The 20,445-nt window shown below is 51.7% G+C and carries 19 protein-coding genes; 13 read left to right on the top strand and 6 right to left on the bottom strand.

Going from position 1 to position 20,445, the window contains the following annotated elements; all coding sequences use genetic code 11:
* Positions 1 to 8: 8 nt before the first annotated feature.
* The 13 genes from murD to ACKC9G_RS11235 all read left to right on the top strand — a co-directional run bounded on the left by murD (position 9) and on the right by ACKC9G_RS11235 (position 15,853).
* Positions 9 to 1,361 (top strand): UDP-N-acetylmuramoyl-L-alanine--D-glutamate ligase, encoded by a 1,353-nt coding sequence (gene murD, locus ACKC9G_RS11175; RefSeq protein ID WP_411405306.1) that lies wholly within the window; start codon positions 9 to 11, stop codon positions 1,359 to 1,361.
* The gene (gene ftsW, locus ACKC9G_RS11180) at positions 1,358 to 2,551 is read left to right on the top strand and encodes a putative lipid II flippase FtsW (RefSeq protein WP_411405308.1); all 1,194 of its coding nucleotides are present in this window, start codon (positions 1,358 to 1,360) and stop codon (positions 2,549 to 2,551) included. The genes murD and ftsW overlap by 4 nt, the downstream gene beginning before the upstream one ends.
* Positions 2,544 to 3,635, top strand: a complete 1,092-nt coding sequence (gene murG / locus ACKC9G_RS11185; protein ID WP_411405310.1) for an undecaprenyldiphospho-muramoylpentapeptide beta-N-acetylglucosaminyltransferase — start codon at positions 2,544 to 2,546, stop codon at positions 3,633 to 3,635. Before ftsW ends, murG begins: the two co-directional genes overlap by 8 nt.
* Positions 3,636 to 3,663: 28 nt before the next feature.
* Positions 3,664 to 5,055, top strand: a complete 1,392-nt coding sequence (gene murC, locus ACKC9G_RS11190; RefSeq protein ID WP_411405373.1) for a UDP-N-acetylmuramate--L-alanine ligase — start codon at positions 3,664 to 3,666, stop codon at positions 5,053 to 5,055.
* Positions 5,052 to 6,017, top strand: a complete 966-nt coding sequence (locus ACKC9G_RS11195; protein ID WP_411405312.1) for a D-alanine--D-alanine ligase — start codon at positions 5,052 to 5,054, stop codon at positions 6,015 to 6,017. Before murC ends, ACKC9G_RS11195 begins: the two co-directional genes overlap by 4 nt.
* Positions 6,014 to 6,850, top strand: a complete 837-nt coding sequence (locus ACKC9G_RS11200) for a cell division protein FtsQ/DivIB (protein ID WP_411405314.1) — start codon at positions 6,014 to 6,016, stop codon at positions 6,848 to 6,850. Before ACKC9G_RS11195 ends, ACKC9G_RS11200 begins: the two co-directional genes overlap by 4 nt.
* Before the next feature lie 99 nt (positions 6,851 to 6,949).
* Positions 6,950 to 8,203, top strand: a complete 1,254-nt coding sequence (gene ftsA, locus ACKC9G_RS11205; protein ID WP_411405316.1) for a cell division protein FtsA — start codon at positions 6,950 to 6,952, stop codon at positions 8,201 to 8,203.
* Between the two features lie 56 nt (positions 8,204 to 8,259).
* Positions 8,260 to 9,453 carry a cell division protein FtsZ gene (ftsZ, locus tag ACKC9G_RS11210; protein ID WP_411405318.1) on the top strand — a complete coding sequence of 398 codons (1,194 nt, stop codon included), beginning with the start codon at positions 8,260 to 8,262 and terminating at the stop codon, positions 9,451 to 9,453.
* Between the two features lie 99 nt (positions 9,454 to 9,552).
* Entirely contained in the window at positions 9,553 to 10,464 is a 912-nt protein-coding gene (lpxC, locus tag ACKC9G_RS11215) for a UDP-3-O-acyl-N-acetylglucosamine deacetylase (RefSeq protein ID WP_411405320.1), read from the top strand.
* A gap of 135 nt (positions 10,465 to 10,599) precedes the next feature.
* Complete coding sequence (gene secA / locus ACKC9G_RS11220) at positions 10,600 to 13,341, top strand: preprotein translocase subunit SecA (protein ID WP_411405322.1); 2,742 nt, start codon at positions 10,600 to 10,602, stop codon at positions 13,339 to 13,341.
* A gap of 111 nt (positions 13,342 to 13,452) precedes the next feature.
* Complete coding sequence (gene argJ / locus ACKC9G_RS11225; RefSeq protein ID WP_411405324.1) at positions 13,453 to 14,670, top strand: bifunctional glutamate N-acetyltransferase/amino-acid acetyltransferase ArgJ; 1,218 nt, start codon at positions 13,453 to 13,455, stop codon at positions 14,668 to 14,670.
* On the top strand, positions 14,670 to 15,617 hold the full coding sequence (locus tag ACKC9G_RS11230) for a Nudix family hydrolase (RefSeq protein WP_411405326.1): 948 nt from the start codon (positions 14,670 to 14,672) through the stop codon (positions 15,615 to 15,617). Before argJ ends, ACKC9G_RS11230 begins: the two co-directional genes overlap by 1 nt.
* Positions 15,614 to 15,853 (top strand): YheU family protein, encoded by a 240-nt coding sequence (locus tag ACKC9G_RS11235; RefSeq protein ID WP_411405328.1) that lies wholly within the window; start codon positions 15,614 to 15,616, stop codon positions 15,851 to 15,853. The genes ACKC9G_RS11230 and ACKC9G_RS11235 overlap by 4 nt, the downstream gene beginning before the upstream one ends.
* Positions 15,854 to 15,876: 23 nt before the next feature.
* On the opposite strand, the gene ACKC9G_RS11240 is transcribed toward ACKC9G_RS11235, so the two are convergent.
* From ACKC9G_RS11240 to ACKC9G_RS11265, 6 genes are all read right to left on the bottom strand, one after another.
* On the bottom strand, positions 15,877 to 16,542 hold the full coding sequence (locus tag ACKC9G_RS11240; protein WP_411405330.1) for a CBS domain-containing protein: 666 nt from the start codon (positions 16,540 to 16,542) through the stop codon (positions 15,877 to 15,879).
* A gap of 68 nt (positions 16,543 to 16,610) precedes the next feature.
* Entirely contained in the window at positions 16,611 to 18,530 is a 1,920-nt protein-coding gene (mnmC, locus tag ACKC9G_RS11245) for a bifunctional tRNA (5-methylaminomethyl-2-thiouridine)(34)-methyltransferase MnmD/FAD-dependent 5-carboxymethylaminomethyl-2-thiouridine(34) oxidoreductase MnmC (RefSeq protein ID WP_411405332.1), read from the bottom strand.
* 80 nt (positions 18,531 to 18,610) lie between these two features.
* On the bottom strand, positions 18,611 to 19,153 hold the full coding sequence (locus tag ACKC9G_RS11250) for a peptidylprolyl isomerase (protein WP_411405334.1): 543 nt from the start codon (positions 19,151 to 19,153) through the stop codon (positions 18,611 to 18,613).
* Positions 19,153 to 19,449, bottom strand: a complete 297-nt coding sequence (locus ACKC9G_RS11255) for a YciI family protein (protein WP_411405336.1) — start codon at positions 19,447 to 19,449, stop codon at positions 19,153 to 19,155. The genes ACKC9G_RS11250 and ACKC9G_RS11255 overlap by 1 nt, the downstream gene beginning before the upstream one ends.
* Before the next feature lie 53 nt (positions 19,450 to 19,502).
* Entirely contained in the window at positions 19,503 to 20,051 is a 549-nt protein-coding gene (locus tag ACKC9G_RS11260) for a septation protein A (protein WP_411405338.1), read from the bottom strand.
* Positions 20,052 to 20,070: 19 nt separating this feature from the next.
* Entirely contained in the window at positions 20,071 to 20,400 is a 330-nt protein-coding gene (locus ACKC9G_RS11265) for a YqcC family protein (RefSeq protein ID WP_411405340.1), read from the bottom strand.
* Positions 20,401 to 20,445: the final 45 nt, after the last annotated feature.

A 20,445-nucleotide genomic window follows, 5' to 3' on the forward strand; every position in this document is an offset into this window, starting at 1 on the left:
CACGCTTAATGCAACCGATCGCTTCGGATCATCTGACGATAGTTGTCGGCTTGGGTAAAACCGGGCTGAGCTGCGTGCGCTTTTTGCGCGAGCGCCATCGTCAGGTTGTGGTTGTAGACACCCGGGAGGTTCCTCCCGGTAAAGATGAGCTTTCTGCTCGTTATCCCGAAGTACCGCTATATTGCGGAGCGCTCGACCCTGATTTACTGGCGACGGCAACCGAGTTGGTGGTAAGCCCCGGCTTGTCAGTGAAGACGCCGGCAATCCAGGCTGCCTCGGTCAAGGGCGTGCGAGTCATTGGTGACATTGAATTGTTTTGTCGTGAGGCTAAGGCGCCCATCGTCGCGATCACCGGCTCGAATGCCAAGAGTACTGTGACGACACTGGTCGGAAAAATGGCAGAGGCAGCAGGTTTACGCGTCGCCGTGGGCGGTAATATTGGCACGCCGGCGTTGGAGCTACCGCTTGAAGAGGTGGATCTCTATGTGCTGGAGCTTTCCAGCTTTCAGCTGGAAACTACGCATTCCCTTAAGGCCGAAGTGGCAACAGTACTGAATATTTCCCCGGATCATATGGATCGTTATGACGATATGGCCGCTTACCATCAGGCCAAACACCGTATTTTTCGGGGCGCCCGGCAAGTGGTCATTAATAAAGATGATCCATTGTCCTCACCGCTGATCAGCGATGGTGTGAAGCGAAGCTACTTTACTCTTGGGCGTGCAGATCTGAACACTTATAGCGTTCAGGCGGACGAGCAAGGGCGTCGGTGGTTGCAGCAAGCTAATACGAGCATTATGCCAGCTGATGAATTGCGCATTCAGGGCGCACATAACGTGGCTAATGCGTTGTCAGCGATGGCTTTAGGCGCTGCGGTGAATCTGCCTGTAGAAGCAATGTGTCAGGCGCTTCGTGAGTTTGGTGGATTACCTCATCGCTGCCAATGGGTGAGAGAGCACAACGGTGTGCGTTATTTCAATGACTCAAAAGGCACTAACGTCGGTTCGACCTTGGCGGCCCTTGAAGGCTTCGGAAGCACCTTGGGTGATGGACAGGTGATTCTGTTAGCGGGCGGTGACGGCAAAGGTGCTTCTTTCACTGATCTGAAAAAGCCAATCGAGCGCTATGTGCGGGCACTGGTTCTGATTGGACGTGATGCACAGCGCCTGGCCGAGGAGGCTGCTGGAGCAACTCAGGTGATCTTTGCCGAGGATATGGCGGTAGCTGTTAAAGCAGCGGCAACATCCGCTAAGCCAGGCGATATAGTTCTTTTGTCTCCTGCCTGCGCCAGTCTTGATATGTATCGAAATTATGAGCACCGTGGTGAAGTTTTTGCTGAGTGCGTTGGGAGGCTGGTATGAGAGCCTGGCGTTCGGGACAAGCTGTTGAAGTTCCTGTGTACGGCAAAATCAAAGGGCCGTTCGATGGCTGGTTATTGATGATTACCGTTACCTTGCTGCTGATCGGTGCAGTTATGGTGACGAGTGCTTCCATGGAAGTGGCTGAGATGCGCTTTCATGATCCCTTCTATCAGATTGAGCGTCATCTGGCCTTCATGGTGATTGCGATTGGCGCGGCCTGCTTTGTCTGGCGAATTCCTATGGCGTTTTGGCGTCGACAGCATTGGTGGCTACTGATTATTGCGGTGGTTCTACTGATTCTTGTGCTAGTCCCAGGAATTGGGCGTGTTGTTAACGGTAGCTCTCGTTGGCTGCGTTTAGGCCCTATCAATATTCAGGCGTCCGAAGTCGCCAAACTCTTTTTGATGATGTATCTGGCGAGCTACATGGAGCGACGCCTTGATGAGGTGCGCACCCAGTGGTCAGGCTTTTTCAAGGCAATGCTGATTCTTGCCATTCCCATTGTGCTAATGCTGATGGAGCCGGATCTTGGTGCTGTCGTCGTTACCATGGGTATTGCCTTGGGCATGGTCTTCATGGGCGGCATGCGTATGTGGCAGTTCTGGCTGGTTATCTTCAGCTGTCTTGCAGCAGTCGGTGCCGGCGCCTGGATGGAAGATTACCGACGCCAACGTCTGTTGACCTATCTGGACCCCTGGGCAGACCCCTACGGCAGTGGTTATCAGCTGACTCAGGCGCAGATTGCTTTTGGTCGTGGTGACTGGTTCGGTCTTGGCCTGGGTAACAGCGTGCAGAAACTCTTCTACCTGCCTGAAGCGCATACTGACTTTGTGTATGCCGTACTTGCCGAAGAGCTGGGGCTGATCGGTGCTCTGACGGTCATTCTTCTCTACGCATGGCTGGTGTACCGAGCGTTTCGTATCGGCCTTCGTGCAGAGCGTCTGCAGCAACATTTCTCTGCCTTTATGGCGTATGGCACAGCGCTACTCATCGCCTGTCAGGCTTTTATCAACATTGGTGTAAATCTGGGTGTGTTGCCGACCAAAGGTCTGACGCTGCCTTTGATTTCTTATGGTGGGTCGAGTCTGGTGGTTTGTTTATGTCTGATCGCCATTTTGTTGAGGATTGATTACGAAGCCAGAGGAGAGGCGTTGCGCCGGGCGATGTTAGGAGCAAGGAGCGATGAGTAAAAATAACAGGAAAGTTGCCCTGATTATGGCAGGCGGTACTGGCGGGCATGTATTCCCTGCATTGGCTACCGCATTGGAGCTACGCAAGCGGGGTTATGACATTCACTGGCTTGGTACTTCGGACAAAATTGAAGCGCGTGTTGTGCCCCAGGCTGATATTCCTTTGCATGCCATCCATGTAAGTGGTGTGCGTGGCAATGGTGCTCTCAAGCTTATTAAAGCGCCTTTTCTATTGGCGCGAGCGCTGGGTGAAGCACTCAAGGTCGTTATGACTCTTAAGCCATCCGTCGTGTTGGGAATGGGTGGCTTCGCCAGTGGCCCCGGCGGCCTGGCCGCATGGCTACTGAGAAAACCGCTGGTGATCCATGAGCAGAATGCGATTCCAGGCGTGACGAATAAGGTACTTTCGCGCCTGGCCAAGAAAGTACTGGTGGCCTTTGATGATGCGATCTCCTGGTTACCCGCTGCTCAGGTGACAGGTAACCCGATTCGCGAGCGCGTTTGTGCTGTTCGCTCTCCTGAGTCTCGTTATGGAGAGAGGGCAGGAAAACTGCGGATTCTGGTTGTCGGCGGCAGTTTAGGCGCCACGGCGATTAATGCGGTGATTCCTCGCTGGCTTGCGGCATTGCCGGCGGATGAGCGTCCTGAGGTATGGCATCAGAGTGGTGAGCGACATATCGAAGCGACCAGAGAGTTTTATCGGGAACACGGTGTTGAGGCTAATCTGGTGCCCTTTATCGAAGATATGGCGGATGCCTATGCCTGGGCAGATTTGGTCATTTGTCGTTCCGGAGCTCTAACGGTTAGTGAACTGGCAGCCGTGGGTGTTGCATCAGTACTGATTCCTTTTCCACATGCGGTCGATGATCACCAGACTGCAAACGGCCGATACCTTGAACATGCTGGTGCTGCAGTACTGGTGCAGCAGTCTGAACTAAGCGTCGAGTCATTACAGAGTTTATATGCCACCCGGCTGCATGATCGCCAGACTCTTGCAGCAATGGCGCAAGCCGCCAGAAGTCTGGCAAAGCCGGAAGCTACTGCGCAGGTAGCTGATATTTGTGAGGAGATTAGCCTTGGCTGAATTACATATTGCCAATAACGTGCCTGAAATGCGCCGTATTCGTCAGATCCATTTTGTTGGGATTGGTGGCGTTGGCATGTGCGGCATTGCCGAGGTGCTGCTCAATCAGGGTTATAAAATCTCTGGTTCTGATCTCAAGCCATCCCTCACAACTCGGCGTCTGGAAGAGCAAGGCGCACAGGTCTTCTACGGCCACACTCCATCCAATATTGATGGCGCTGATGTGGTTGTTATTTCTTCTGCCGTGAAGGACTCGAACCCTGAGCTTCAGGCAGCTAAAGAGCAGCGTCTACCAATCGTTCGTCGTGCAGAAATGCTGGCAGAGCTGATGCGCTACCGGCACGGAATTGCAATCGCCGGTACCCATGGCAAGACCACTACGACCAGTCTGATGGCATCCGTGCTGACACAAGGTGGTATGGACCCCACGTATGTAATCGGTGGCAAGCTCACCAGCGCTGGCACCAATGCCAAGCTGGGGGCAAGCCGTTATCTGGTGGCTGAGGCCGATGAAAGCGATGCTTCCTTCCTGCATTTGCAGCCTATGACCGCGGTCATCACTAACATCGATGCTGATCATATGGACACCTATGGTGGTGACTTTGGTCGACTGAAGAAAACCTTCATTGAATTCCTGCATAACCTGCCGTTCTACGGTCTCGCAGTGGTCTGCACTGACGATGAGGTGGTGCGAGAGTTGTTACCGGATATTAGCCGCCCGACCATCACCTATGGTCTTAACGAAGAGGCTGATGTCCGTGCAATTAATATCGAGCAATCCGGTCTGCAGACCCGTTTTACCGTGGTCTCCAAAGGTTATGAACCGTTGGAAATAACGCTGAATCTGCCGGGGCAGCACAATGTGTTAAATGCATTGGCCACTATTGCCATTGCTCGTGATGAAGGAGTCTCAGACCAGGATATTGCTATTGCGCTAAAGCAGTTCATGGGGGTTGGGCGTCGTTTTCAGGTGCTTGCAGAACTGCCTGCGCAGAATGGGACAGCCACGTTGGTGGATGACTATGGTCACCATCCTCGGGAAGTGGCAGCGACTATTAAAGCCTTCCGTGAAGGCTGGCCTGGTCGACGTCTTACCATGATTTATCAGCCGCATCGTTACACGCGAACGCGCGACCTCTATGAGGATTTCGTGCAAGTGCTCTCTGAAGTTGATTCCTTGATTTTGATGGAAGTCTATTCCGCGGGTGAAGAGCCTATTCAGGGCGCTGATAGTCGCAGTCTTTGCCGTAGTATTCGCCAGCGCGGTCAGGTGGAGCCTATTTATGCGGCTAATGCAGAAGAGGCAGCCAGTATTCTGCCTAACCTGATGCAAGCGGGTGATCTGGTCCTGACTCAAGGAGCCGGGGATATCAGCGGGTTAGCGCAACTCTTGGTACAACAGGGGAGTGAGGCATCATGAATGCCCATGAAGTGATCGCAAAAGCGGGCCGTGTTGCTGTGCTGATGGGTGGTCCTTCAGCTGAGCGTGAAGTCTCATTAAAAAGTGGGGCTGCTGTACTTGCAGGGTTACTTGAAGCCGGGGTTGATGCCTTTGCGCTTGAGTTGCCTGCTCAGCCTCAAAAAATGTTACCTGCGCTTCAGGCAGCCCAATTCGATACGGCGTTTATCGTGGTACACGGTCGCGGCGGCGAAGATGGCAAGCTTCAGGCGGTACTTGAAGCGCTGGGCAAAGGCTATACCGGAAGTGATGTTGCAGCCTCTGCGTTGGCCATGGATAAATGGCGTACCAAACTGGTGTGGAATGCTGTAGGAATTCCCACAAAACCTGCGCAATTAGTGAATGCTCAAACCGATGCACTAGCCTTGGTTGAGTCCTTAGGCTTACCTCTGGCGATCAAGCCAGTTCATGAAGGTTCAAGTGTGGGGCTTCGTAAAGTCAGCACGATTGAGTCACTTCAGGAAGCGTTAGAGCTGGCGCTTGAGTATGACGACATGGTGATGGCCGAGCCTTGGGTGACCGGTAAAGAATTAACCGTTGGCATTTTGAATGACCAGGTGCTTCCGACCATCAGTCTTACAACGCCACACGAATTCTATGATTACGATGCCAAGTACCTGGCAGACGATACTTGTTACAATTTTGACACTGGCTTGGATATTGCAGAACAGGCACAATTGGCAGCGACTTGTCGACAAGCCTTTGATGTTATTGGATGTAAAGGCTGGGGCAGGATCGATATTATGGTGGACTCCGAGGGACTTCCCTGGCTTCTAGAGGTTAATACGGTTCCCGGAATGACAGATCATAGCCTGATCCCGATGGCAGCCCGCAAAGCTGGCCTTGAAATGCCTGCGCTGGTCGTTGAGATTCTCTCAACAGCCATCGCCGCTCATGGTGTCGAGGGAGGGCCTCTGTCATGATGCCCATGATTCGCTCACCACAGCTGCGTGGACCTGGCCGGCCCCGAGGTGCGACACGTGTGGCTCCCGTCGCTAAACGTAAAACACGTTCTTTGCCATGGAAACAGTGGCTGATGTGGACGTCGAATACGGTATTGCTGACTGCGCTCGTTATTGGGTCTGGTCTTGGCTACGAGAAAGCTAAGGCTTGGCTGGATCGGCCTGTGCGTGAAATAGCGTTACAGGGGGATATCCATCATGTCGACTCTGCTTTCATTTCGCAGGAGCTTCAGCAGGAAGTGACTGGCACGTTTTTTGATCTTGATCTGGATCATATTCGCCAGTTGGTTGAGCAGGATCCTTGGGTTGATCACGCTGAGGTGCATCGCTCTTGGCCTGATAAAGTCATTATCAATATCGAAGAAGCGCTACCTGTTGCCCGTTGGGGTGATCAGGCACTGATTGATTCGGCAGGACGCATCTTTACGCCTGACGCTGCGCAGATGACTGAGTATCAGTCATTACCAGAGCTGGTTGGGCCTAAAGATCAGGTGCATGATGTGATGCGCTATTTCTCAACGCTCAGTCAGCAGCTTAAGTCCATGGGTTTTACAGTTCAGAACCTGCTGCTGGAAGAGCGTGGGGCCTGGACATTGCAAATGGTTGATGAGTCCGGTTTACCTCTTCGTCTTTTGCTGGGGCGGGAAGATTTGCAAAGCCGTCTGGCACGCTTTAGTACGATTTACGAAGCGGCATTAAAGCCACGTCTCGCGCAAATTGAACAGATTGACGCTCGTCACGCTAACGGTGTGGCTGTGCGGTGGAAAACGGCTGAGAATGGCCAGAAAGGTTAAACGATGCTCCTGTCAGGATGACAGAGCGTAATTTATTAGTGTGTCGACGTCGCATCATTCGCGTACGTGAGTACAGGCGATAGAACCAGAGACAAAGGTATGAGCGGTTTATCAGAATCAAACATGATTGTTGGCCTGGATATCGGCACTTCAAAGGTCGTCGCTATCGTCGGTGAAATGGGGCCTGATGGCGAAATCGAGATTGTCGGTATTGGCTCTCACGCTTCGCGGGGTATGAAGCGCGGAGTTGTCGTTAATATCGAGTCTACAGTTCATTCAATTCAGCGTGCCGTTGAAGAAGCGGAGCTGATGGCGGGTTGTAAAGTTCACTCTGTAACCGTTGGTATTGCCGGTAGTCACATCATGAGCCAAAACTCTCATGGCATGGTGGCTATTCGGGATCGAGAGGTTGTCAATCAGGACGTTGAGCGTGTTATTGACGCAGCTCGCGCAGTTCCTGAGCTGGATAAAGAAAAGATGCGCATCCTGCATATCCTGCCGCAGGAGTACATCATCGATAATCAGGAAGGAATTCGCGACCCTCTGGGCATGTCCGGTGTTCGTCTGGAAGCGCGGGTACATCTTGTGACAGCGGCATTGAATGCTGCGCACAACATTGAAAAATGTATTCGCCAGTGCGGCCTTGAAGTCGACAACATGGTGCTGGAGCAACTTGCCTCCAGCTATGCTGTGCTGACAGAGGACGAAAAAGAACTGGGTGTTTGTATGGTGGATATCGGTGGTGGTACTTCCGATATGGCTATTTTCACCGGTGGAGCCATTCGCCATACCGCGGTTATTCCGATCGGCGGTGATCAGGTGACTAACGATATCGCTATGGCGCTTCGCACACCAACCCAGCATGCAGAAGATATCAAGATCAAATATGCATGTGCATTGGGCAAGCTGGCCAGTGCCAATGAAGCGATCAAGGTGCCAAGTGTTGGTGAGCGTCCATCACGAGACTTGTCTCGTCAGTCACTGGCTGAAGTCGTTGAGCCTCGTTACGCAGAACTCTTTGAAATGATTCAAAACAAACTGCGAGAGAGTGGTTATGAAGACCTGATCGCAGCTGGCATCGTTCTGACCGGCGGCACCGCCAAGATGGAAGGTGTGGTTGAATTAGCTGAAGAAATTTTCCATATGCCAGTGCGTCTGGCGAGTCCTCTGGATATCAAAGGTTTGCAGGATATTGTGCATAATCCTGTTTATTCCACAGCCGTTGGCCTGTTACTCTACGCAAAACGTGAGCGTGGCGAGCGGATCTTAATGGACTCAGTCATTTCTGGTAAGCCAGAACCGACTGAAGGGATGATGCAGCGGATGCGACGTTGGTTCCAGGAAAAATTCTGATTTCACCGTATTTGCTTGCGTGACGTGGGCCCTAAAGGCCTGGAGGAGAGGGAGAAATGTTCGAGTTAGTTGATAAGGCGCCGCAAAATGCGGTGATTAAAGTTGTTGGTGTTGGCGGCGGCGGCGGAAACGCAGTCAACCACATGGTAACTTCCTCGGTTGAGGGAGTTGAGTTTATTTGTGCAAACACTGATGCTCAGGCGCTTCGTGACATGGGCGCACGCAGTGTTCTGCAGTTGGGTAGCGAAATCACCAAAGGTCTTGGTGCAGGAGCTAATCCCAATATCGGTCGTGAAGCAGCTCTGGAAGATCGTGAGCGCATTGCTGAGGTTCTTCAGGGTGCGGACATGGTGTTCATTACTGCAGGTATGGGCGGTGGTACCGGCACCGGTGCAGCTCCAGTAGTGGCTGAAGTCGCTCGCGAAATGGGTATTCTTACAGTTGCAGTGGTTACTAAGCCTTTCCCCTTTGAAGGGCGCAAGCGCATGCAGATTGCGATGGAAGGTATTCGTCAGCTGCAAGAACATGTTGATTCTCTGATTATTATCCCAAATGAGAAGCTCTTGCCTGTTTTGGGCAAAAACGTTTCTCTGATTAACGCCTTTGCTGCAGCGAATGATGTGCTGCAAGGGGCGGTTCAGGGTATCGCTGACCTTATTATTCGTCCCGGTATGATCAACGTCGACTTTGCAGACGTTAAGACTGTTATGTCTGAAATGGGCATGGCAATGATGGGAACAGGTAGCGCTCGTGGTGAGGGTCGTGCGCGTGAGGCTGCTGATGCCGCCATTCGTAGCCCGCTGCTGGAAGATATCGACCTGTGCGGCGCGCGCGGTATTCTTGTGAATATTACCGCTGGCATCGATCTGGATCTGGGCGAGTTTGCTGAAGTCGGTAACACTGTCGAAGAGTTTGCTTCCGATGAGGCAACTATCGTTGTTGGTACTGTTATTGATCCAGAGATGAGCGATGAGCTGCGTGTGACAGTGGTTGCGACCGGTCTCGGTGCTAAGCCAGAGCCGCAGATCAAGGTTGTTCCTTCTGCTGCCAGTGGCAACAAGCAGAAGCTGCCTGATAATTACGAACAGCTGGAAATTCCTGCGGTAATGCGGCGTGAAAACGGCACTGCTCAGCAGGAAGAAACTGCTCATGCTGCCCCTAAAGAACATGCGCCATCTCGTCCTGCACCCGCTAAAGACAGTATGGAATACCTTGATATTCCTGCGTTTTTACGCCGTCAGGCGGATTAAGGATAGATCGTGTCCGAGCATTTCGCGGATAGTCAGCGTTAATGCTCGGTGGTAGAATGCCCGCTTAGATTTTTTGGGCTTAAGGTATTTGGCTTCGGCATGATTAAACAACGTACCCTGAAAAACAGTATTCGGGCTACCGGTGTGGGTTTGCATACCGGTGAAAAAGTTTACATGACTTTGAAGCCTGCACCTGCGGATACCGGCGTGATTTTCAAACGTGTGGATCTTGATCCAGCGGTTGAAATCAAGGCTTGGGCTGAAACGGTTGGCGACACGACCCTCTCCACAAATCTTGTCGACAACAACGTACGGGTAGCAACTGTAGAGCACTTGATGTCTGCCTTCGCCGGGCTGGGTATCGATAATGCCTATGTGGAGCTTTCCGCAGCTGAAGTTCCTATCATGGACGGTAGCGCAGCACCTTTTGTGTTCCTGATTCAGTCAGCGGGCATTCAAGAGCAGCATGCACCCAAACGGTTCATTCGCATCAAGAAAAAAGTGGTGTTTGAACATGAAGATAAATGGGTGAGTTTTGAACCTTATGATGGTTTCAAGGTCAATTTTACTATCGACTTTGATCATCCATTGTTCCGTGGTCAGAACACCCATGCTGAGCTTGATTTCTCTAGCACCTCTTACGTCAAAGAAATCAGCCGTGCCAGAACCTTTGGCTTTATGCGTGATATCGAATATCTGCGATCCAAGAATCTGATTCTCGGTGGCAGCGTTGATAATGCGATTGTGGTTGATGATTATGGAATCGTGAATGATGGCGGTCTTCGATATGAAGATGAGTTCGTCAAACACAAGATCCTGGATGCTGTGGGTGACCTCTATCTTCTGGGCCGCAGCCTGATCGGTGAGTTCAAGGGCTACAAGTCCGGGCATTACCTGAACAACATGTTGCTTCGGGAACTGCTTGAACACCGTGATTGCTGGGAACAGGTGACATTCGAGGCTGAACAGCCTGCACCTATCTCTTACGCCGCTCCTCTGGTTGCGGTATGAGCAAGGCCGGCGTAATGCCGGCTTTGTCATCTTCATACCCCAGGGAATGATGGCTGAAGGCATGACACCTGCCAAAGTTGTTTACTCCTTTGATTTGAACAGGGAATTTGCCCTCACTGGTAACGATATCCGCATATGATTGCATCTCTTATAAAAAAACTCGTAGGTAGCAAAAACGAACGCGAATTGCGTCGCATGGGCAAGATCGTCACTAAGATCAATAGCCTTGAGTCTGAACTGGAAGGTTTGGATGATGCTGCGTTAAAAGCCAAGACCACTGAGCTCAAAGAGCGTGTTGCTGGTGGTGAAAGTCTGGACGATATCCTGCCTGAAGCCTTTGCTGTTGTTCGTGAAGCTTCTCGTCGAGTTATGGGGATGCGTCACTTCGATGTGCAGATGATCGGTGGTATTACTCTGCACGAAGGTCGAGTCGCAGAGATGCGTACCGGTGAAGGTAAGACGCTCGTAGGAACGCTGCCTGTTTATCTCAATGCTTTGTCCGGCGATGGTGTTCACGTCATTACGGTGAATGACTACCTGGCACGTCGTGATGCCGAGTGGATGAAACCCCTGTATGAGTTCCTTGGCCTAAGTGTTGGTATCATCGTTTCCGGGCAGGACTCCACAATTAAGCGCCTCGGTTACGCCGCTGATATTACCTACGGTACCAATAACGAGTTCGGCTTTGACTACCTTCGCGATAACATGGCCTTCAGTAAAGAAGATCGTGTGCAACGTGCACTCAACTTTGCCGTTGTGGATGAGGTCGACTCGATCTTGATTGATGAGGCGCGTACTCCCCTGATTATCTCTGGTATGGCTGAAGATAGCTCAGAGCTCTATCGTGCTTTCAACCGCCTTGTTCCACTGCTCAAACAGCAGGCGTTCACAGAAGATGAGTCTGTTGAAGTTGAACCAGGACACTTCACCGTCGATGAAAAGCAGCGTCAGGTAGAACTGACTGAAGATGGTCACCAGTTCATCGAAGAGTGGCTGACTTCCGAAGGCCTGCTTCCTGAAGGTGAGAGTCTGTACGCACCTCAGCACTTGAGCCTGTTGCACCATGCTCATGCCGGTCTTAAGGCTCATGCGCTGTTCCGTAAAGATATTGATTACATTGTTCGTGGTGGCGAAGTCATTATCGTCGATGAACATACCGGCCGTACCATGGTGGGCCGTCGCTGGTCTGAAGGTATTCACCAGGCAGTAGAAGCCAAAGAAGGCGTTCAGATTAACCCTGAATCCCAGACCTTGGCATCTACCACGTTCCAGAACTACTTCCGTCTCTACGACAAACTCTCCGGTATGACAGGTACTGCCGATACTGAAGCCTTTGAGTTGCGTCAGATCTACGGCCTGGATGTGGTGGTTATTCCTACCCACCGTCCAATTCAACGTAAAGACTTTAACGACTTGGTTTATCTGACCGAAGGTGAAAAGTTTGATGCTGTTGTCGAAGACATTCGTGAGCAGACCGCCGCAGGCCGTCCTGTTTTGGTAGGTACTGCATCTATCGAAACGTCTGAAGTCGTTTCCAACAAGCTTACCGCTCTGGGCATTAACCATAACGTACTGAACGCCAAGCAACATGAAAGAGAAGCTTACATCATTGCTGAAGCGGGCCGTCCTGGTGCTGTGACTATTGCTACTAACATGGCAGGTCGTGGTACGGATATCATGCTGGGTGGTAACTGGAAAACTGAGCTTGATCAGCAGGAAAATGTGACTCCCGAAGCGGAAGCTGCTGCCAAAGCGGCCTGGGAAGAGCGCCACAGGAAGGTGCTGGATGCAGGTGGTCTGCACATCATCGGTACTGAGCGCCATGAATCCCGACGTATCGATAACCAGTTGCGTGGTCGTTCCGGCCGTCAGGGGGATCCGGGTTCATCCCGTTTCTACTTGTCACTGGAAGATAACCTGATGCGTATCTTCGCTTCGGATCGTGTTCGCCAGATGATGGTAGCGCTGGGTATGAAGGAAGGCGAAGCCATTGAGCATAAGATGGTTAGTAATGCCATCGAGAAGGCGCAGCGTAAAGTTGAAGGTCGTAACTTTGACATTCGTAAGCAGCTGCTTGAATTTGATGATGTTGCTAATGACCAGCGTCAGGTCATTTACCATCAGCGTAATGAGCTGCTTGAGGCAGACTCCATTGGCGAGATGATCGCTGCTGTTCGTCAGGAAGTGCTTGCCAGTCTGATGGATCAGTTTGTGCCGCTTGCAACCCTTGAGGAACAATGGGATCTGGCTGGCCTTGAAGAGGCGCTGCAGCGCGATTTCGACCTTCAGCTTCCTTTGGCGCAGTGGCTTGAAGAGGATGAGCATCTTCATGAAGAGTCTCTGAAAGAGCGTATTGATCAGGCAGTGACCGAAGCGTATGAAGCCAAAGAAGCAGTAGTCGGTGCAGACACAATGCGTAGCTTCGAGAAGCAGGTCATGCTTCAGGTGCTGGATAATCTTTGGAAAGAGCACCTGTCGACCATGGATCATCTTCGCATGGGTATTCACCTGCGTGGTTATGCGCAGAAGAATCCTAAGCAGGAATATAAGCGAGAGTCCTTTGAGCTGTTCCAGATGTTGCTGGACAACATCAAACGCGAAGTGATTCGAGTGCTATCGCATGTGCGCGTGAAAACTCCTGAAGAGGCTGAAGCTGAAGCACAAGCCTTGGAGCAAGCACGACGTGAAGAGATGGCACGCCAGCAGATTGAGCTGCAGCATGAACAGGCTTCGGCGATGGCGGAAGAAGGTGATGCTGAGTCAGCAGAGCAGGGTGATCAGCCTTTCACTCGTGAGGCTCCGAAGGTAGGTCGCAATGATCTATGTCCCTGTGGGTCAGGCAAGAAGTACAAGCATTGTCATGGGCGTTTAGCGTAAAAGCGCGCTTTTGTACTAAGGCAATATGTTACAAACAGCCGGGTTCGCCCGGCTGTATTCGTTTTTAGCGCGTATAATTGGCGACATTTATTTGATTCAAGGAGACTGGTTATGGCGGTAGGTCCTGAAACGATGGCAGTCATGCATCCTGTAAAGGGTGTCGAGATCGGAATCGCAGAAGCTGGCATCAAGCGTCCTGGACGGCGGGATATTGTTGTGTTCTCGCTGGCTGAAGGTTCCAGCGTTGCTGGCGTTTTCACTCGCAATGCTTTCTGCGCAGCTCCTGTTCATTTGTGCCGCCAGCGTCTGACAGAAGGAAGCCCGATTCGCTACCTACTGGTGAATACCGGTAATGCCAATGCGGGTACCGGTCTTCAGGGAATGAAAGATGCCGTTGCCAGCTGTACAGCGCTTGCAGAAGCTGCAGGTGTTAACGCTGATCAGGTAATGCCGTTCTCGACCGGTGTTATTGGTGAGCCACTTCCGTTAGAAAAAATTACCAAGGCTCTTCCAACTGCTATTAGCAGGCTTTCTCCTGAAAACTGGGAGAATGCTGCTTTTGGCATCATGACGACAGATACGCGCCCGAAAGGCTATAGCACTCAGCTGGAGCTGGGTGGTAAAACCGTGACCATTACCGGTATCAGCAAAGGCGCAGGCATGATTCGTCCTAATATGGCGACGATGCTTGGCTATGTGATGACTGATGCAAAAGTGGAGCAGGGTTTTCTGCAGCGACTGACCCGTGAGGGGGCTGAGTGTAGCTTTAACCGCATCACCGTGGACGGCGATACCTCGACCAATGACTCGCTCATTGTGGCTGCCACCGGCCAGAGTGGGGCCGAGATAAAAGAAGGTAGTGCTGATGCAGAAGCCTTCAAGGCGGCACTGCACGAGCTACTGATTAATCTGGCCCAAGCGATCGTTCGCGATGGTGAAGGTGCAACCAAGTTGGTCACTATCAAGATCGAGGGTGCTGCGACGACAGAAGAAGCGCTTAAGGTGGGATATGCAATTGCGCACTCACCCTTGGTGAAGACCGCGATTTCTGCCAGCGATCCCAATTGGGGGCGTATTTTGGCGGCTGTTGGTTATGCCGGAGTCGATAACCTTAATGTGGATACTTTGCGCATCTGGCTGGATAGCGTTCGTCTTGTGGAAAACGGCGGGCGCGCGGCGTCCTACACTGAGGAACAGGGACAGTCAGTGATGAGTAAGGATGAGTTCCAGATTCGTGTTGATCTGGCTCGTGGCGATGTTACCGAAACTCTCTGGACAACGGATCTGACCAAGGAATACGTTGCCATTAATGCTGACTACCGTAGCTGATGAAAAGTATTCATGTGGTAGCGGCTGCGATTGTTAATGCAGCTGCAGATAAGGTACTGGTCGCTTTACGCCCTGAAGATAAGCATCAGGGCGGGAAATGGGAGTTTCCCGGCGGTAAGGTGGAGTCTGGGGAAACGCGCGAGCTGGCACTTGCGCGTGAGTTACAAGAAGAGGTCGGCATTACGCCGACTTCTCTTCGCCCGTTAATTTGTCTCGAACATCATTATCCGGATAAATCCGTCATTCTTGATGTTTGGCTGGTTTCTTCTTTCGATGGTGAGCCGCAGGGGCGTGAGGGGCAACCTATTGCCTGGGAAGCAATTTCGGAGCTGAAGCCTGAGCTTTTCCCAGCCGCAAATGTGCCTATCATTCGTGCCCTCCAGCTGCCTTCGGTGATGGCTGTTTCTCCTGAGTTCGAAGCTCTCGAAGATCTTTATCGCTGGGCTGAAACTGTTGTCGGTGAAGCTGGTATTCGCCTCGCACAAATTCGTCAGCCTCTCTGGCCATCAGATCAGGTGGCTCAGGCTGCTCGAGCGTTAAGTGCGAACTATTCTGCTGTTCAATGGCAAGTGAATACGACGCCAGAAGCCTTTGCCTTGCTGGCTGGTACCAAGAATCTCGGTCTCCATCTAAGTAGCCATGCTCTGCAAAAGAGCGACAAGGATTTATCTGTCGTTTTTGAGGATGTTTTGGTGAGCGTGAGTGTCCACAATCGCCAGCAAGTCATGGCTGCTCAAGCGATAGGGGCTTCTTTTATGGTGGCAGGTGCTGTCAACGAAACCCAAACTCATCCGGGTCAGGTTGGAATGGGGTGGCCCTGCTTTGCCGAGCTGGTCAAAGAAGCTGTGGTGCCTGTCTTTGCGATAGGTGGGATGCAGCGTGCTGATATTCCCAAGGCGTGGCAAATGGGTGGTCAGGGGATCGCAGCCATCAGGGACTTGCTGTGATTATTCCGCCAGATGCGCTATCAAGCGAGACCCTGAGTGCCATTCTGGAGGAATATGCATCCCGGGATGGCACTGATTACGGGGAAGTGGAATACAGCCTGGCAGATAAGGTCAGGCAACTTCATGCGGCTTTGAAGCGTGGTGAGGTCGTTATTGTTTGGAGCGAGATGGCTCAACAGGTCAACCTGATGAGCCGCGAGGAATGGAATGCGCGCACGGATGATGAACTTTACTGAGTCTCATCCCGTGAACACCAGGCTCAGACCCAGCTATCTTTGTGTGTCATATTCAGCAGGGCCTGCATTAACCCTGTTGCCGTGATTATGCCGCGAAGCTTGTTATTCTGATCTACCACGGGAACGGCATTAAGGTTCTCACGGATGAACAATGAAGAAAGATCTCTCACTGTGGCATTAGGCATACAGGAGTAGAACTTCTGGTTGCAAAGCCGCTGAGCATTCGGTGGCTGGGTAAAAATATCCTGTCCGGCATTTCGCTTCAGCCAGTCCCCCATTGAGCGGTTACTTAAAATACCAAAGAGTCTGTCTGACTCTTTCATCACCATCAATAAGCCGCTGGCTTCTTCCTGAAGAGCCTCCGCAACATTCTCCCAAGGTGTGTCGACCATAATTTTTCTGGGGGAGGGCTGCATAATGTCCTTTGCCATCAGCTCTTGTGGTTCTGTTTCCGGTTGGCTTTGCTCTTCGTAAATTTTTAAGGCTGAACGACGAGTGCCGCCAGCGCTTCTTCGGACCGCTGGATCTATTTGCTCAAGGGTCGTTTCAAAGGCTTCATTTTGGTGTGTTTCATCATTGCTGATGACTTGGCCCGAGGCTGCGGCAATCTCTCTCACTCCGCGCTGGGGAAAGTTTGTGCTGACCGGGGTCACCATTCGCTCGCCCTGATCATGAATGTAGAAAACCATTGGCAATCCCTCTCAACTTCATCAGGTTGTCGGCTATCTGTACATTCTCTTGAACATTTTTTGTACAGTTACTTGCAGTGCTGAGCCTTGACGGCATCAAGTAATACCTTGGGCAGCGGCAGCGGTTCTTTGCTGATTTGGCAGGCTAGCAGCTCTCCGGCGAGAGGCGCGGTAATCAAACCCTTACTGCCGTGGCCCACCGTCAGATAAAGAACATGAGGCTCATTGCACCTATCCTCTACTTTATTAATTTCCTTACTCTGTGCACAGTTACGGTCTGCTTCGAGCCTCTTCAGAGCCGTCACATAAGGCAAATGTCCAGGCGTTGTGCAGCGAAAACTAACCCTGCCACCGACTATTTGTTCTTTCGCAGGCTCCCAACCTGATGGAAAGATCTGCAGCAGATGCGCCAGATTTTCCTCATGGCTTTCGTGGCGCACATTCTTGTCGTTATCTTCGCGGTCAAAAGTGGCCCCAAAGCAATATAGACCCTGACGAGGGGGGGCTATGTAACCTCGCTGGCTAATGGGCACCTCAAGCTGAGGTAAGGAGTCCGCGTTCAGCAGGCTCACTTGGCCGCGCACTTCATTGGTATGTAGCTTCTCATCGGGAAGTAACTGCTGTACCTCGTGTCCGCATGCGAGAATGACATCATCAAAGTGGAAGGTCTCTCCAGCAGTTATCTGTAGTGACCAGCCACTCTTTTGCGATTGGAGTTGGAAAATAGGCGTATCCAGTCGTAGCGAAATCGCTGGGTGTTCAAGCAGGGTTTTACAGAGTGCAGGTGGGTGAACCCATCCTGATGAGGGAAAAAACAGCCCTGGCTCCTGTACTGGAATAGCTGCTACCTGGCTTAGCTCGTCTGCGCCTTTAGCGATGACAAAGCTGTCTGGTAGTGAATGCGCTGAGCCTGATTGTTGGCGCTCTGCATCTTTTTGATTGGCGGGTAGCTGAATCGCTCCTTTGATTTCCCAGTCCTTTCCCTCGCTATTGGCAAGCAAGGTTTGCAGAAGCCGACCGGAGTATAGCTGGCCAGCAATATGCCACTGGCTTAACGCCGTAGGTTGCTTGGGAAGCTTCAGGTAAAGCAGGCCCTGTGCGTTACCGCTGGCGCCAGCGGCAACAGAAGATGCCTTATCAAATACCTGAATGTTGTGGCCGCGCTCAGCGAGCGCATGAGCTACCGATGCGCCCGCGATACCGGCACCTATGACGGCAATATTTCGTGGCTTGATGCTCTGCCTTTTTGGCGCGGACGCCGCTGCAGTGCCAATGAATTTGCCCTGCATCATTTCTCGCTTGCGGCCATAGCCTTTGCAGCGCTCCATGGCAAAGCCTGAAGCGATGAGTCCACGGCGAACAAAGCCTGCTGCCGTAAATGTCGCCAGTGTCGTTTGCTCGTGGCTCAGCGAGGCCAGGGTGTCAAAGAGCGGCTGGGTCCACATTTCAGGGTTGGTTGCCGGAGAAAATCCATCCAGAAACCAGGCATCAACCTGAGCTTCCAGCTCTGGGTAGCACTCTAATACATCGCCGAGCATCAATGTCAGCTGTACACGGCCGCTATTAAAGCGTAGCCGGTGGAATCCGCCGACTGCTGGTGGGTATTGATGAATGAGCTCTTTGGCCTGCTCAGCCAGTTCTGGCCAAAGAGACAGCGCTTTTTCCAGATCGCTTCGGGTGAGAGGAAATTTCTCGACGCTCAGGAAGTGAAGGCGTGCAGTTTCAGGGGCTGTTTCCAGAAAGCTTTTCCAGGCACACAGAAAGTTTAGCCCGGTTCCAAAACCGGTCTCGGCAATGGTGAAGTGCTCGTGATCAGCCATCTTATGCCAGCGTTCTGGTAGGTCATTGTGCTCAAGAAATACATAATGCGTTTCCTCCAGACCATTCTCACGAGAGAAATAGACGTCCTGAAATAGCCCGGATTCGGGCTGTCCCTGTTCATCCCACTGCAAACTCGCATGAGTCAATGGCGCTGAATGATCAGCCATCACACTTACCTGTACTGTAGAAATAGAAGAGGGCATGCCGTGGCATGCCCTTTAGCGTAACGCAAAGAAGGAAGCGGATTTTATTCCGCCAATACTTCTGCTTTCTCAATGATGACTGGCTCTTTCGGAACGTTCTGGAAAAAGCCTGAGTTGCCGGTGTCTACATCGGCAATTTTGTCGACCACATTCATGCCTGCAGTCACTTTGCCAAATACTGCGTATTGGCCATCCAGGTAGCTGTTATCTTTCAGGTTAATGAAAAACTGGCTGGTCGCGCTATTCGGGTCGTTAGTTCGTGCCATGGCAATACTGCCCCGAACGTTTTTAAGTCCGGTATTCGCTTCCAGTTTAATGGGGGCGTGGTTTTCCTTTTTATTCAGGTCCTGCGTCATGCCGCCACCCTGAATCATAAAATCAGGGATAACCCGGTGGAAAATGGTGCCATCGTAAAAGTGCTCGTTCACATAACGCACGAAGTTCTGGGTGCTAATCGGAGCCTGCTTATCGGCAAGCTGAACATCAATAACACCCATATTAGTCGTCAGGCGAACAGTCTCGGCGCTAGCCGCGCCAGCGGCTAGTACGCTGAAGGAAAGCAGGCAGGTAGAGACAAACTTTTTCATCAGAACACTCGCTTAAAGGGACGGACTTCAACATTGTCATAAACGCCAGCCGCGACATATGGATCCGCGCTAGCCCAGGCTTTGGCTTCTTCAAGTGAGGGGAAATCAACGATCACAACACTGCCGGTGAAGCCTGCTTCGCCTGGGTTGTCACTGTCGATTGCTGGGGTCGGGCCTGCGAGAATCAGCTGATTATTGGCTTTCAGTGCTTCGAGGCGCTCCAGATGCGCTGGGCGTGCGGTCATGCGCTTTTCCAGACTGTTGGCTACATCCGACGCGATAATGACATACAGCATGTGATGCCCTCCGTGAATCAGGGATAAAAGGCCAAGTCGCTTAAAACAGCGTCTTAGCGTTGCTCTGTTGTGTTGTCCTGAAGGTGTTTTGCCAAATAAAGCCCTTGCAGGATGACAAAAACAATCGTCATGCCCAGCATGCCAAAGAGTTTGAAGTCTACCCAGATTTCCTGACTGAAGTTATAGGCGACAAACAGATTGACGATACCCATGGCAATAAAAAACACTGTCCAGGCGAGGTTTAAACGCTGCCAGACCGGGTCTGGGAGATCCATCTGTCCGCTCAGCAACTGTCGGATCAGGGGCTTTTTAGTGAAGAGGGGCACGAGGATAAAGGCCAGTGCAAATAGCCAGTTAACAATGGTGGGCTTCCACTTGATAAAGAGGTCGTTGTGGAAAAAGAGTGTGGCTCCGCCCAGCAGCACAACCAGTACCAGCGTTGTCACCTGCATGATTTCAATCTTGCGGGTTTTCCACCAGGTGTAGCCCATCTGCACCACGGTTGCCGGGATCAGCACGGCCGTCGCCAGGAAGATATCTCCGGTGAATTTATAGACACCAAAAAAAATGATGACGGGTAAAAAATCCAAAAATAACTTCATGCGGGTTCCCCGTGACGAATCAGTAATTCAGCTGATTAATACTCTGATCAAGACGTCCAATCAGTGCCGTTAGGGCGCGGGTGTCCTGTCGATAGTCTTTGAAGGCCACCTCAGCCATGGGCTGGATAGCACATTCATTGGGTAGTGTTACGCGAGCATCAAGAATGGCCTGCATTCTTGGGATAAACAGCCACTGTAGCCAGTTTTCGAAGGGCATCAGATCACAGCAAAAAGGTGCGGTACTGGCCATGGCTTCCTCAGAGGGGGGAAGCGTGCTCCAAAGATTATTCTGCTGCAGCGTGGTTTGTAATTCTCGAAGGAGGGTATGAACGTCCTGAGGGCTACTCATGAGTTTTTTATTCCGGTAATGGCAGCGGCGGGCATGTCGATGGTG

Origin of the sequence: Pokkaliibacter sp. CJK22405 (assembly GCF_046614695.1) — a bacterium.
Lineage (GTDB): Bacteria > Pseudomonadota > Gammaproteobacteria > Pseudomonadales > Balneatricaceae > Pokkaliibacter.